We start from the raw sequence: 14,880 nt of genomic DNA, 5'->3' as shown, positions 1-14,880 counted from the left end.
GTTTTCTTGCACAGAATATCAGGCGTAAGAACCAAAAAGCAGCCAGCGCTCCGCACTGACTGCCCTCATGCTTTATGATTCCTGTTTTAACTTATCATTGAGCACACTTTCTTCTAGCACAGAAAATGTATCCCCGTACACTCTGTTAATATGATTCGCTCCCCAAGCACACAGCATATCTAAAATTCCTTCTAAGCTGCGGCCGTATTCGCTGAGCTCATATTCCACTTTGGGAGGAACTTGATTATATACGATTCGTTTAATGACACCGTCCGCTTCCAGCTCGCGCAGCTGCTGAGTCAGCATTTTTTGCGTGATGTTGGGCATTAGGCGTTTTAATTCGCTTGTGCGTTTTTTTCCGTGCGTCAGATGGCATAAAATGACGCATTTCCATTTCCCTCCAATCACTTCAAGAGTCGCTTCAACAGAAATGTTATATTTTTTCTTCTCCATACAATCCATTCTCCTCACAGGCACCAAAAAGTGACTATAGCACTTCAAAGTACGTACTTTTATTTCTTAACGATATGTTTCATAATCACATTTGCCGGCTGATTTGAATCTGCTCTTTTTTATTTATATAGCTTACTCGGCAGAATTTCAATCATACAACACATCTTACAAAGGAGGAACATCATGACTTCAGCCAAAAGCAGTATTCCTGCACTACTGGCTTTGGCCGTAAGTGCATTCGCAATAGGGACAACTGAATTTATCAGTGTCGGCCTTTTGCCGCTCATTGCTGATGACCTGCATATTCCAGTCACGACAGCAGGATTAACCGTTTCCCTTTATGCGCTCGGCGTTACATTTGGGGCACCTATATTAACTTCATTGACCTCAAGCATGTCACGTAAGACACTATTGCTTTGGATCATGTTTATTTTTATTGCCGGTAATACGTTGGCAGCAACCGCTTCAAGCATCGGGATTTTACTAGCAGCACGTGTGATATCGGCATTTTCGCACGGTGTGTTTATGTCGATCGGTTCGACAATCGCAGCGGATATTGTCCCGGAGGATAAAAGGGCTAGCGCGATTTCAATTATGTTTACTGGCCTCACTGTGGCAACTGTAACCGGAGTTCCTTTTGGGACATTTATCGGCCAGCAGTTCGGCTGGCGTTTCGCCTTTATGGTCATTATCGCCGTCGGAATCATTGCTTTCATTACAAATGGCATTCTTGTACCGTCCAAATTACGAAAAGGGACGAAAACAACGATGCGGGATCAATTGAAGCTTGTGACAAACAGCCGGTTATTGCTTTTATTTGTCAGATACGGAGGAACATTCGTTGTGTTCACGTATCTGTCTCCCCTGCTTCAGGAAGTAACAGGCTTCAAAGCCGGGACTGTTGCAGTGATTCTGCTCGGATACGGAATAGCTATTGCTATCGGCAATATGATTGGCGGAAAGCTGTCAAACCGAAATCCGATTGCCGCTTTATTCTATATGTTTATCGTACAAGCAATTGTTCTATTCGTACTGACATTTACAGCCCCGTATCAAGCAGCAGGGCTCATTACCATTCTCTGTATGGGATTGCTGGCCTTTATGAACGTGCCAGGCCTTCAGGTGTATGTCGTCATGCTGGCTGAGCGTTTTGTCCCGAGTGCAGTTGACGTCGCATCCGCGATGAATATCGCTGCCTTTAATGCAGGGATCGCGCTTGGGTCATACCTTGGCGGTGTGATCACCGATTCAATCGGATTGATTCATACCGCTTGGATAGGCGGATTAATGGTGGTCGGTGCAGTCATTTTAACAGGCTGGAGCCGCTTGATGGAAAAACGAGATCGGCAGGAAGCCTGACAATTTTAAAGGAGGAAATGAACATGACAACACATTTACAAGCAAAAGCAACACTTCATAATGGGGTAGAAATGCCTTGGTTCGGCCTCGGCGTGTTCCAAGTGGAAGAAGGATCTGAACTGGTAAACGCAGTTAAAACTGCCATTGTTCACGGGTACCGCAGTATTGATACTGCAGCAATCTATGGAAATGAAGCTGGCGTTGGAGAAGGGATTCGGGAAGGCATTGAAGAAGCAGGCATTTCAAGAGAGGATCTGTTTATTACATCGAAAGTATGGAATGCGGATTTAGGCTACGAAGAAACACTCGCCGCATTTGAAACAAGCCTGTCCAAACTCGGTATGGATTATTTGGATCTATACCTCATCCACTGGCCTGTAGAAGGAAAGTATAAAGAAGCTTGGAGAGCGCTTGAAACGCTGTATAAAGAAGGCCGTATCAAAGCAATTGGCGTAAGCAACTTCCAAATTCACCATCTTGAAGATCTGATGACGGCAGCTGAAATTAAGCCTATGATTAACCAAGTGGAATTTCACCCGCGCCTCACACAAAAAGAGTTGATAAGATACTGCCAAAATCAGGGCATCCAGATGGAGGCTTGGTCACCTTTAATGCAGGGGCAGCTGCTGGATCACCCTGTATTGGCTGACATCGCTCAAACATATAACAAATCTGTCGCACAAATTATTTTGCGCTGGGATCTGCAGCATGGCATCATTACGATTCCTAAATCAACGAAGGAACACCGCATTAAAGAAAATGCAAGCGTATTTGACTTTGAATTAACGCAGGTTGACATGAACCGAATCGATGCACTGAATGAAAACTTGCGCGTCGGTCCTGATCCGGACAACTTTGATTTTTAATGGCAAAAAACACCGTTCAATATGAACGGTGTTTTTTGATTATGCCCAGCTGTTCATGATTTCATCAAGCTGCCTTTTGGTCTCTTCAAGCGTGCCGCTGTTATCAATGACTTGATCTGCTCTTGCTGTTTTTTCCTCTAAGGGCATTTGAGAGCGGATACGGCTGACTGCTTCTTCTTCCGTCAGCTGATTGCGCTTCATCAGACGTTCCAGTTGAAGCTCTTTTGTCACACTGACCACAATAATTTTATCAACCAATGATTCCAATTTGCTTTCGAACAATAGCGGGATATCCAATACAACAAATGCCTCCCGATTTGCAACGGCTTCATCACGGCGCTTGAGCATTTCCTGCCTGACTGCGGGATGAACAATTGCATTTAAAGCGAGACGTTTTTGTTCATTTGTAAATACCAGCGCTCCAAGCTTTTTTCGATCTATATCGCCATTTGAGAGCAGTATGTCTTCACCGAATTCGTCAATGATTTGCCGGTAGGCCGGCATCCCTTTTTCTACCGCTTGTTTTGCAATGATATCTGCATCTATAACTGTTATTCCTTTTTCAATCAGCATATTGGCTACCGTGCTTTTGCCGCTAGCTATTCCTCCCGTTAAACCAATGACTAAGGTCAAGAGATCCACTCCTTTTTACAATTTCCAGAGCCCAATCGTGATTAATAGAAGCCCCGGCAAAAACGCCATTTTATCGATCCATTTCCACTTAGACAGAAAATGGCCGGCATTGATTCCAATTGATACAAACAGCGAGCTCATGATTGCCACGGCGATGCTCATCACAATCGGCGAAAAACCAAGAATGGCTGCGCCTATACCTGCTCCAAAGGCATCAATCGATAAGGCAAATCCCAATAAGACCGCCTCAATTCCGTTGATCACACCCGATTTGTCGATATCCGCACTCATGGGTTTTCTCAAAATATGAATCACAATTCCTAATGACCGAACCTCTAAATTAAGCAGTGTTTTTTCATGCAATAGGTATTCTTTATCTTTTGCCGGTTTGAAAAATTGATACAGAACCCACGCACCGATTCCAACCAATATCAACCCGCCAAGCTTCTCCGTCACATATACAGGAAAAAACTTCGTGAGAAAGCTTCCGATCAGCATGGATATAAACATGACAGCACCGGAACAGCAGGCGATAACCAAAATCGCTTTAAACGGTATTTTCATTTTTCTCAATCCGTACGTAAATCCGACTGAAAAACTGTCCAAGCTGACAGCCAACGCCAGCAGCAGTATAGAAACCATTTGCATATCCGTTTCTTCCTTTCTGTTGGTGCTCTTGTATCAGATGTGAAATGCCCGGGATTCATCACAATCATATATATGGGAAAGTGAAAAATCCGTGTTTCGAAAATGGCATCCTCCATTCCAGAGTTACTGATATATGCACCGACAGCTTGGACGATGAAGCATTATGCTACTTTTTTTTCTGGCACTTTGCGCAAAAATGCGTGCCTCTTCCTCCAACGACAATTTTCGAAATCATCGTTCCGCAATTTTTGCATGGCTCGTCTTTTTTTCCGTACACAAAATGCTGCAGCTGGAACATTCCGATTTCCCCTTGGGAGTTGATATAAGAACGGACTGTGCTTCCGCCCGCATCAATCGCCTCCTGCAGAGTGTTTTTGATTTCAGCGTGAAGGGTTTTGATTGTTTTATCTGATAATTGATTTGCTTTTGTCTCGGGATGGACACCTGCTCTGAAAAGAGCCTCATCCACATAAATGTTCCCGAGTCCAACTACCGTTTTTTGATCCAGTAGGGCAGTTTTGACAGCGCGGTTTGTTTTCGCAAGCCGTTCTTTTAAATACGCACTTGTAAATTCTTCTGCATCCGGCTCCGGACCTAACTGAGAAAGCGGGAGCTCGCCCGCTTCTTCTCCCGGTTTAAATAAGTGCATGGTTCCAAATTTCCGCACATCCCTGTACCGGAGCTGGGTTCCATCCGTCATCGTGAATATGACATGCACGTGTTTATCGTCAGGCTCCTCGGCTTGATGAAGACCGTATTTTCCTTCCATTCGAAGGTGAGAAACCATAACATAATGATCTAAATGAAACAGTAAAAACTTTCCCCGTCTTCCGATGGACTGTATCGTTTCTCCTGCTAGTTTTCGCGCAAATTCCTCCGGTTCGGCAGGCCGTTTGATGATATTCGGCCATCTGATCTCTACCGATTTGATTGTTTTTCCCTTTACAAGCCCGGTCAGAGTGCGCCGGACCGTCTCAACCTCTGGTAATTCCGGCACATCCATCACTTCCTATCTCTGTTTATTTCGCATCGTACCAAGATGGGCCTGATGCAAAGTCCACCTTTAACGGCACATCTAATGCAAGCGCATGCTCCATCACTTCAGGAACAAGCTTTTCAAGAATTTCAATTTCTTCCTTTGGCGCCTCAAAAATCAATTCATCGTGTACTTGAAGCAGAAGCCTTGCTTTCAACTGTTTTTCTTTCAGCTTGGCAGCCATGTCAATCATGGCTTTTTTGATAATATCAGCGGCGCTTCCTTGAATCGGCGTATTCATGGCCGTCCGCTCCGCAAAACTTCGGATATTAAAGTTCCGGCTCGTCAGCTCAGGGATGTAGCGGCGGCGATGCATAAGCGTTGTTACGTATCCTTTTTGTTTCGCTTCCTGTACTGAATCTTCCATGTACGCTTTTACGCCTTGGAAGCTTTCCAGATAGCGGTCGATAAATGCTCCCGCTTCCTTCCGGGTAATGCCGAGGTTCTGTGACAGACCGTAATCGCTGATCCCGTAAACAATCCCAAAGTTGACCGCTTTCGCCTGGCGTCTCATCGCAGATGTCACTTCATCCTTAGCGACATGGAACACATCCATTGCCGTTTTCGTGTGAATATCCATATCATTTGTAAAAGCTTCGATCAGATTTTCATCCTTTGAAATATGGGCAAGCACCCGCAGCTCGATTTGTGAATAATCGGCTGCAAAAATGAGCCAGTCTTTTTCAGACGGCACAAAAGCTTGGCGAATTTTCCGCCCTTCCTCAAGCCTGATCGGAATGTTTTGCAGGTTCGGATCAGTCGAGCTGAGACGGCCAGTTTGCGTTAAGGCCTGGTTAAATCGCGTGTGCACTTTATGCGAATCCGGTCTCGTCACCTTTAAAAGCCCTTCGATATATGTTGATTGAAGCTTGCCGATTTGTCTGTACTGTAAAATATAGTCGACAATATCATGCTTGTCAGCCAGCTTTTCAAGCACATCGGCAGACGTAGAATAGCCTGTTTTCGTTTTCTTTACGACAGGAAGGCCGATCTTTTCAAATAAGATGACGCCTAGCTGTTTCGGAGAATTGATGTTAAACGGCTCTCCCGCAATCTCATGGATTTTTTCTTCATATTCCTTCAGCTTCGCACCCAGTTCTTCACCCATCCGTTTTAAACGGTCAACATCGACCTTGACGCCAGTTGATTCCATTTCGCCAAGAATAAGCGCAAGAGGCATTTCCAGCTCTTCAAACAGTTCAAGCTGGTCGTTGTTTTCCAGCTCCTGAACGAGCTTTTCCCGAAGGCTTTGAATCGCTAACGCTTTTCGGCCAAGGTGCTCAGACAGTACGTCTTCAACCGGCACTGCCCGTTTTGCTCCTTTTCCATAAACTGATTCATCACTTGAAACGATATGCAGGCCGTAATCCTTAGCCACACTCGCAACGTCGTCATATGAATTGCCCGGGTTGATGATATAAGCCGCAAGGAGCGTGTCAAACTCGGCTCCTTTCAGCTCAATGCCCTGCCAGCGCAAAGCGACAACTGCCCGCTTGCTGTCGAAGACCCATTTCTTCTGCTCGTCATTTTCCACCCATTCTTTAAACACCTCAGACTCAACGGCAATGTCTTTCGGAATGAAATAAGCTCCCGTTTCATTTACGATCGAAAATCCGAGGATTGGCTCTTCATGATAATTATCGCCAATCTGTTCAACGACAAATGCGGATGGAGAAACCAATATATCGCTTGTCACGTCTGTGACTGTTTTGACATTAATGTCTTCCAACGATTGATCCTGTTCTGCTTCTGCACTGTCTTCTCCAAGCCGTTCAAGAAGCGTGTTGAAGCCAAGATCTTTAAACATGGCAATGACCTGTTCACGATTAAAGCCTTGATATTCCAGGCCGGAAACAGATACCTCAATCGGAGCATCCGTCATAATTGTCGCAAGCTCCTTGCTCATCAATGCCTGATCCTTAAACTCCTCAAGCTTTTCCTTCAATTTCTTTCCGCTCACCTCGTCAATGGACTCCAGCAGCTTTTCAACCGAATCAAATTGTTTTAAAAGCTTAATCGCAGTCTTTTCTCCGACGCCGGGCACACCCGGAATATTATCTGAGGAATCGCCCATCAGACCCTTCATGTCAATGATTTGTTCAGGCGTAAGCCCATATTTCTCTTTGACATGCTCCGGTGTGTAAAATTCAACATCGGTAATTCCCTTTCTCGTAATGGCAACTGTCGTTTTGTCCGTTGCCAGCTGGGTTAAATCCTTATCTCCTGAGAAAACCTTAACTTCAAATCCGTCTTTTTCAGCCGATTTGGCCAGTGTGCCGATAATATCATCCGCTTCATATTGTTCCAGTTCATAGCGGCTGATCTGGTAGGCATCAAGCAGCTCGCGGATAAACGGCATTTGTTCGGAAAGCTCAGGCGGGGTTTTCTGTCTGCCGCCTTTATATTCTTTAAATGTGCCGTGACGAAATGTTGTTTTCCCGGCATCAAACGCAACCAGCATGTGCGTCGGTTTTTCATCCTCAAGCATTTTCATCAAAATCATCGCAAAGCCGTATACAGCATTCGTATGAACACCTTTATCATTGCTTAACAGCGGCAATGCAAAAAACGCCCGGTAAGCCAGACTGTTTCCGTCTACAAGCACTAATTTTTTTCGTTCCGTCATTCAATTTCCTCCTAAGAAGCCTCAGGCTTCCATTCATCTCTTACATAGTCATTAGCTCCTCTTATTTTAACAAAGTTCAATTTGAAAGGAAAATACGTGAACTATAAGAGAAGACACAAAAAAGGACGGGAACACAAATAGGTTCCCGCCGTCAAAATTGGCTCCTTGGATGAAGGGGTTCTACTACATCCTACCAGCATAGGTTTAACAGTGCATGAAGATATTGTTAAACCTTTGTAAACATTAGGCGGACTTTTCAGCGGCCCGTTTCAGCGTCACGGTAAAGACAGTTCCCCGTCCAAGCTCGCTTGTGACATCAATTTTCCCTTCATGAGCCTCTATTAAATGCTTGACAATCGCAAGGCCCAGCCCTGTTCCGCCCGAATTCCTGCTTCTGTCTTTATCTACGCGGTAAAAGCGTTCAAAGATTCGCGGAATTTCTTCTTTCTGAATTCCGATTCCAGAATCGGCAACCTCAATCTGAATGTCTTTTTCTCTGGGTTTTACATTGATAGCCACGGAGCCCCCCTCAGGCGTGTACGTTAACGCATTGTTTACGAGATTAAGAAATACCTGTTTCAGCCTGTACGGGTCACCAGATACATATTGAGGGTCTTTCGGGACATTCAGGTGCAAGGAGATGCCTTTCTCATCCGCTTTATGCTTCAGAAGCGTTTCTATCTCACCAAGCATTTTGGCCGGTTCAAACGTTTCGATACTGAGCGTGAAATTTTGCTGCTCGATTTTTGAGAGATCGAGCAAATCCTGAACCAAAGACTGAAGCCTTTCGCTTTCCTTAAGAATAATAGAGAGAAATTCAGAAAGCGCCTCTTTGTCCTCCATCGCCCCATCCAATAACGTCTCCGTAAACCCTTTTATGGACGTAATCGGTGTTTTCAGCTCATGAGAAACATTGGCCACAAAATCCTTCCTCATCTGCTCTAATTTCTTTGTTTCCGTCATGTCATGGAAAACGAGCACAATTCCTTTCCATTCATCGTCCGGCCCCATAATCGGAACGCCGTCCACTTCAAAATAACGCCGTTCTATTTTGATCGGAAGTCTTAACAGCTTGCATTTCTTTGTCTCCGTCATAAAAATGTCTTCGACAAGCTGGATCACTTCTTCATGTTCAAATGCATCGTGATAAAGACGGCGCAGCATATGATTCGGATTGATATGAAACTGCTTGGCGTAAGATCTGTTTACGAGATTAATAAAGCCTCTTCCGTCGATCATAATCAGCCCGGAGCCAATGTTTTCAATGACTGTCAGCAGCCGATCCCGCTGCATTTCCTGCGTTCGCGTCATTTCCATCAGATCAATGGCAAGGCTGTTCATCGCATGTCCTAGCTTATCAGAACGCCTAATATAGCCGCCGTACGTCCGTGCATCGTAGTTGCCCTTAGAGAGTTCTGTGGCTACATTTGTCGCTGACTCAATTGACCTTTTATAACGTGAGGTCATGCTGGAATAAAAATAAACAATGACGATAAATGCGATACAAAGACTGGCCGTCAGCATCCCCCACAATTCGCCTTTTAAGCCGTCGCTTTTTTCAGAGGCGGAAAGTAGCACATATCCTGTTTTTTCCCCTTCGCTTCTAAGTGAAAGTCCGTAATAAAGCTTGTTATCTGTTGTTGACAGAATCCCCTCATGGCCAGAAACAAGCGCCTGCACCTTTTGGGAATCAGCCGCTCTCCCGTTTGACTCATACAGCACCTTGCCGTCTGTATCGATAACGGATGCGCTCACATCAAGCGCGCCGCCTGCATCTTTAATGATTTTCTCATTTGCTTGATTATTCAGATTGCCGGCATCAAGAAGCGAAGCCAAGTATTTTGCTTCTTTTTCAATGTGTTCCTCTGCTTTCCTTTGATCAGATGTCTCAAAAAGCTGCTGTAAAAACAGCCCGAGAACACAAAACACCAGAATCATACAGACAACGAATACAGAAAAAAGGCGCACACGGTATTTATTCATTCATTTTTGGCTCCTCCAGTTTATACCCCAATCCCCTAATCGTTTTAATGTAGATCGGTTTTTTGGTATTGTTTTCAATTTTGTCGCGAAGATGGCTGATGTGCACATCAACAATTCTCGTATCTCCGGCAAAATCATAATTCCAGACTGCGCTCAGCAGCAGGTCTCTTGTCAGAACTCTGCCTTTATGTCTGCCTAAATAGAGCAGCAGTTCGAATTCTTTCGGTGTCAGTTCAAGCTGACTTTCTTTAAAGTACGCTTCATAATGATCAGGCAGGATTTTCAGATCGCCAATTACGATCTGGCCTTCCATTTCATCGTTCTTCATCTCACTAGAGGGCGCAGCTATTTCCGAACGCCTTAAAATCGCTTTGACTCTCGCATTTACTTCCCTTGGACTGAACGGCTTGGTCATATAATCATCAGCACCGAGCTCCAGCCCTAATACTTTGTCGAATTCCTCATCCTTCGCTGTCAGCATTAAAATGGGAAACATCAGTTTTTGCTGTCTCAGCTGCTTGCATACTTCGATTCCGTCCAATTTTGGAAGCATCACATCAAGCACAATCAAATCAGGCTTCTCTGTTTCCGCTTTTTTGAGTGCTTCTTCCCCATCCGAGGCGGTAATGACATCATAGCCTGACCGTTCCAAATTGTACTGTAAAAGAGTAACAATAGATTCTTCATCATCCACAACTAAAATTTTCTTGTTCATGCTGTGCCTCCAGTATTATAATTCCCCGACATCCTATTTCTCTATTTTATGTCATCTTAACATGTTTCATGATTTTATTTTAGCGAAAGCAGGACATTCCGACAATTCGCCTTTTACATCATTTTTAAAAGAAATAAAGATGTATATGATAGCGCTTTCATTTATAGTAAAAAGAGAAAGGCTGTATTAAGCAAGCCTTTCTCTCTTTTTATTAGGATAATACTTTCATGACATTTTTGACAGATTCAACTGATTTATTCAGCTGCGCTCTTTCATAGTCTGTCAGTTCAAGTTCAATGATTTGCTCAAGACCGTTGCCGCCTACAATTGTAGGAACACCAAGGTAGATGCCTTCATAGCCGTATTCCCCTTCAAGATAAGCAATTGTAGGAAGGACGCGACGCTGATCTTTCAAGATCGCTTCGACCATTTCTGTCAGAGAAGCCGCAGGCGCATAATACGCGCTTCCGTTTCCAAGAAGATTCACGATTTCGCCTCCGCCTTTTCTAGTGCGCTCCACAATTGCGTCAATCCGTTCTTTCGGAATAAGAGTTTCAAGCGGGATACCGCCAGCATAAGAATAACGCACAAGCGGCACCATATCGTCACCGTGTCCGCCGAGTACGAAACCAGTCACATCTTTCACTGACAGGTTTAATTCCTCTGCCACAAATGTTCTGAATCTTGCCGTATCAAGCACACCGGACTGGCCGATTACACGCTCTTTAGGGAAGCCTGATTCTTTGTACACCGCGTATGTCATTGCATCAACAGGATTTGTCAGCACCACAATAATAGAGTCAGGAGAATATTTCACGATTTCCCGGGTAACGCTTCTCATAATCTTTTCGTTTGTAGAGACCAAATCATCTCTGCTCATACCAGGTTTTCTTGCGATACCGGCTGTAATGACAACAATGTCAGAGCCAGCTGTATCCTCGTAATTGGATGTTCCCGTAATTTTTGCGTCAAAGCCTTGAACCGGGCTTGCTTCAAGCATATCAAGCGCTTTTCCCTTTGTCGGGTTCTCCAATTGCGGAATGTCAACAAGAACAACGTCTGCCAGCTCTTTTTGAGCGATTAAAAATGCAGTTGTAGCTCCGGTAAAACCTGCTCCGATAACAGAAACTTTTTTACGAGTATTTCCCATGTCTCTCTTCTCCTTTATGGCTAGTTTTAGGCTTTTTCCTTGCTTAGTCCATGTTTTTGATCAGTTCTTCTCCGAACTCTGAACATTTCACTTCAGTCGCCCCGTCCATTAATCTAGCAAAATCGTAAGTTACGACCTTGGAAGCGATTGTTTTTTCCATAGATTTGATAACCAAATCAGCCGCTTCGTTCCATCCTAAATGCTCAAGAAGCAGAACGCCTGAAAGAATAACTGAAGATGGGTTTACTTTATCAAGGCCTGCATATTTAGGAGCCGTTCCGTGCGTCGCCTCGAAAATCGCATGTCCTGTTTCGTAGTTGATGTTCGCTCCAGGAGCAATGCCGATTCCGCCGACTTGCGCAGCAAGAGCATCAGAAATGTAATCTCCGTTCAAGTTCATTGTCGCAACGACATCAAACTCGTTTGGACGCGTTAAGATCTGCTGAAGGAAAATGTCAGCAATGCTGTCTTTGATAATGATTTTTCCTGCTGCTTCCGCTTCGCTTTGCGCTTTGTTGGCAGCGTCTTTTCCTTGTTCTTCAGCAATGCGGTCATATTGAGCCCATGTGAAGACTTTATCTCCGTATTCTTTTTCAGCAAGTTCATAGCCCCAGTTTTTGAAGGCGCCTTCTGTGAACTTCATGATGTTTCCTTTGTGAACAAGCGTTACAGATTTGCGGCCATGCTCGATCGCATAATCAATGGCAGCTCTGACCAAGCGGCTTGTTCCTTCTTCTGAAACAGGCTTAATGCCGATACCTGATGTCTCAGGGAAACGGATTTTGTTGACGTTTAACTCATTTTGAAGGAAGCTGATAAGCTTTTGCACTTCTTCAGAGCCTTTTGCATACTCGATGCCTGCGTAAATATCTTCTGTATTTTCACGGAAGATGACCATATCAGTATCTTCAGGGCGTTTTACCGGTGACGGCACTCCAGTAAAGTATCTTACAGGTCTTAAGCAGACGAATAGGTCAAGCTCTTGTCTGAGCGCTACGTTCAAAGAACGGATACCGCCGCCGACAGGTGTCGTTAACGGGCCTTTAATCGCGATGAAATATTCGCGGATCACATCTAATGTTTCAGCAGGGAGCCACTCACCTGTTTTATTATAAGCCTTTTCTCCGGCGTAAACTTCTTTCCATGTAATTTTCTTTTCGCCTTTGTATGCTTTTTCTACTGCTGCTTCCAAAACCTTCGAAGCCGCGTTCCAAATATCAGGACCGGTTCCGTCTCCTTCGATAAATGGGATAATCGGGTTGTTTGGTACGTTTAATACTCCGTTAGAGACTGTAATTTTTTCACCTTGTGCCACAATAAAAACCTCCCAGTATGTAATTCATATTTAGAAAACATTTTATTTTTCTTATATAGAAAATAAAATGATTTTTCCTAACATTCAATTTAAAGTGTAACCCAATTTTGATGTTCTGAACAAGAGGCTAACCTCATTGACGCAAGCCAGCCTCCAATGGTTCTTTAGGCTCTTTCTTCAATCGGAACGAATTTTTGTTTGTCAGGGCCTGTGTAATCTGCCCGCGGGCGGATCAGACGGTTGTTGTCATACTGCTCAAGAATATGAGCGAGCCAGCCGGACATTCTGCTTACAGCAAAAATCGGTGTAAACAAATCATGGTCAATACCGAGGCTGTGATATACAGAAGCCGAATAGAAATCAACGTTAGGCGGAAGCTTTTTCTCTGATGTGACGATGTCTTCTATAAGAATCGACATCTCATACCATTTGCTTTCGCCTGTCAGGTTGGTCAGGCGCTTGCTCATTTCTTTCAGATGCTTCGCGCGCGGATCACCATGCTTATACACACGGTGGCCGAATCCCATGATTTTTTCTTTCTTTTCAAGTTTAGCGCGGATGTACGGCTCAGCGTTTTCCACTTCACCGATTTCTGTCAGCATTTTCATAACGCCTTCATTCGCTCCGCCGTGAAGAGGCCCTTTCAGCGCGCCGATTGCTGCAGTAATGCCTGAATAGATGTCAGAAAGTGTTGCGACGCAGACCCTCGCTGTGAACGTTGACGCGTTCAACTCATGGTCAGCATGTAAAATCAATGCTTTGTTGAAGGCTTCAACCTCAATTGGTGAAGGCTCTTCACCGTTTAATGTGTAAAGAAAATTCTCCGCAATACCGTAATCTTCTCTCGGTTCAACAGGCTCAAGACCCCTGCGAATTCTGGAAAACGCTGCAACCAGGCCAGGCACCTTTGCCTGAAGGCGGATCGCCTTTCTGTAGTTGGCTTCCGGGTTCATGGTATCAGCCTCGCTGTCAAGCAGGCCTAGTAATGAAATTGCTGTCCGAAGAGCAGCCATGGGATGAACATTTTCGAGGGAATAAGATTTGAAGTGCTCAATAATTTCTTGCGGAACGGCAGCTTCCTTTGCAAGCTGCTGCTTTAACTCTTCAAGCTCTTTTTTGTTTGGCAGCCTTAGATGCCAAAGCAAGTAGATGATTTCTTCAAAACTTGCATTCTCTGTCAAATCATCGATATCATACCCCACATATGTAAGGGTATCATCAATAATAGAACTAACAGATGATGTTGTTGCTACAACCCCTTCAAGACCGCGTGTCGCTGTCATATATAACATCTCCTTTTCAATAAATTTCCCCTTTAAGAGTGTTGTAAAAACATGAGGCTTACTTAAAAAGCACGATGCAAGTATTTCTCTCCCCCAAAAAGAAAATGCTTACATTTTACTGGCTGCTGGAACTAAAACCCTTTGCTTATGAAAGAACATAACAAATTCTTATAAGCTTATTTAAGTTTAAGCCTATTCTCATTATAAACAATAATCAGACATTTGTTAAATGTTTACCTATAATTTTTTTTTTCATTCTGTGATTTCCCCGAAAAAACGCCTTTATTTGCGGGTTTTTGCATAAAAAAAAAGCGGCTTTCAGGCCGCTTTTTTTTATGAAGTGAACAGTTTTACGATCTGCATGGCTAAATAAGCAATCCCCGCTCCGATCAGCGGTCCCACCGCAACTCCTCCAAAAAGCGCGACTGCAAGAATGGTCCCGATCACGAGAGCAGTTGTAATATGCGGATCATTTTCAAGCAGGGTCAGGCCGTTTTTTGCAATCAGCGCCACTGCGATCCCCGCTCCAAGGGCGATCCATGCGTAGGAAGACCGCATTGCTTCTCCAAGCTGCCTAAATCCGATTTCTCCCGTGGCAATCGGGACAAGAACGGCGATGGTAATAATGGTCACACCCCAGTTAATACCTTTTGACTGGATGGTCGGAAATAATTTCTGATCAAGCCCAACGATTTTGATGATCAAAAGGACTGATACAGCAAAGAGCAATGATTGGTTTTTTGCGATAAGTGCGATAGCCAAGAGTAAAATTAAAAATAAATTCGCTTGTGTAAACACATGCCATCCCTCCTT

At 44.2% G+C, this 14,880-nt stretch carries 12 protein-coding genes and 1 pseudogene; 2 read left to right on the top strand and 11 right to left on the bottom strand.

Going from position 1 to position 14,880, the window contains the following annotated elements:
- Positions 1-72: 72 nt before the first annotated feature.
- Positions 73-453: a winged helix-turn-helix transcriptional regulator gene (locus tag NYE22_RS06570; RefSeq protein WP_021480292.1), complete on the bottom strand. Its 381-nt coding sequence runs from the start codon at positions 451-453 to the stop codon at positions 73-75.
- Positions 454-636: 183 nt separating this feature from the next.
- Between NYE22_RS06570 and NYE22_RS06565 the strand changes: the two genes are divergently transcribed.
- On the top strand, positions 637-1,812 hold the full coding sequence (locus tag NYE22_RS06565) for an MFS transporter (RefSeq protein WP_342412396.1): 1,176 nt from the start codon (positions 637-639) through the stop codon (positions 1,810-1,812).
- A gap of 23 nt (positions 1,813-1,835) precedes the next feature.
- A complete protein-coding gene (gene ytbE, locus NYE22_RS06560) occupies positions 1,836-2,678 on the top strand; it encodes an aldo/keto reductase YtbE (RefSeq protein ID WP_124072863.1) in 843 nt (280 codons plus the stop codon).
- Positions 2,679-2,717: 39 nt separating this feature from the next.
- Here the strand turns inward: ytbE and coaE are convergent, their stop codons facing one another.
- From coaE to NYE22_RS06510, 10 genes and pseudogenes are all read right to left on the bottom strand, one after another.
- The gene (coaE, locus tag NYE22_RS06555) at positions 2,718-3,311 is read right to left on the bottom strand and encodes a dephospho-CoA kinase (RefSeq protein WP_064911657.1); all 594 of its coding nucleotides are present in this window, start codon (positions 3,309-3,311) and stop codon (positions 2,718-2,720) included.
- Between the two features lie 15 nt (positions 3,312-3,326).
- A pseudogene (gene ytaF, locus NYE22_RS06550) lies at positions 3,327-3,977 on the bottom strand (sporulation membrane protein YtaF); the annotation flags it as partial.
- Positions 3,978-4,125: 148 nt separating this feature from the next.
- The gene (mutM, locus tag NYE22_RS06545; RefSeq protein ID WP_015714500.1) at positions 4,126-4,956 is read right to left on the bottom strand and encodes a DNA-formamidopyrimidine glycosylase; all 831 of its coding nucleotides are present in this window, start codon (positions 4,954-4,956) and stop codon (positions 4,126-4,128) included.
- A 22-nt stretch (positions 4,957-4,978) separates the two neighbouring features.
- A complete protein-coding gene (gene polA / locus NYE22_RS06540) occupies positions 4,979-7,621 on the bottom strand; it encodes a DNA polymerase I (protein WP_064670916.1) in 2,643 nt (880 codons plus the stop codon).
- A 243-nt stretch (positions 7,622-7,864) separates the two neighbouring features.
- On the bottom strand, positions 7,865-9,604 hold the full coding sequence (phoR, locus tag NYE22_RS06535; protein WP_342412395.1) for a sensory box histidine kinase PhoR: 1,740 nt from the start codon (positions 9,602-9,604) through the stop codon (positions 7,865-7,867).
- Entirely contained in the window at positions 9,597-10,319 is a 723-nt protein-coding gene (phoP, locus tag NYE22_RS06530; RefSeq protein ID WP_003229442.1) for a two-component system response regulator PhoP, read from the bottom strand. The genes phoR and phoP overlap by 8 nt, the downstream gene beginning before the upstream one ends.
- Positions 10,320-10,530: 211 nt before the next feature.
- Complete coding sequence (gene mdh, locus NYE22_RS06525; protein WP_003237775.1) at positions 10,531-11,469, bottom strand: malate dehydrogenase; 939 nt, start codon at positions 11,467-11,469, stop codon at positions 10,531-10,533.
- A 43-nt stretch (positions 11,470-11,512) separates the two neighbouring features.
- Positions 11,513-12,784, bottom strand: a complete 1,272-nt coding sequence (gene icd / locus NYE22_RS06520; RefSeq protein WP_003229433.1) for an NADP-dependent isocitrate dehydrogenase — start codon at positions 12,782-12,784, stop codon at positions 11,513-11,515.
- A gap of 164 nt (positions 12,785-12,948) precedes the next feature.
- Positions 12,949-14,067, bottom strand: coding sequence for a citrate synthase (citZ, locus tag NYE22_RS06515; protein ID WP_064670914.1), 1,119 nt, complete (start codon positions 14,065-14,067; stop codon positions 12,949-12,951).
- A 333-nt stretch (positions 14,068-14,400) separates the two neighbouring features.
- Positions 14,401-14,865 carry a DUF441 domain-containing protein gene (locus tag NYE22_RS06510; protein WP_342412394.1) on the bottom strand — a complete coding sequence of 155 codons (465 nt, stop codon included), beginning with the start codon at positions 14,863-14,865 and terminating at the stop codon, positions 14,401-14,403.
- Positions 14,866-14,880 lie beyond the last annotated feature (15 nt).

The organism is Bacillus sp. FSL K6-1560 (assembly GCF_038592935.1).
Lineage (GTDB): Bacteria > Bacillota > Bacilli > Bacillales > Bacillaceae > Bacillus > Bacillus subtilis.
The sequence above is the reverse complement of the archived record's forward strand: the minus strand, read 5'-3'. Positions and strand labels throughout refer to the sequence as shown.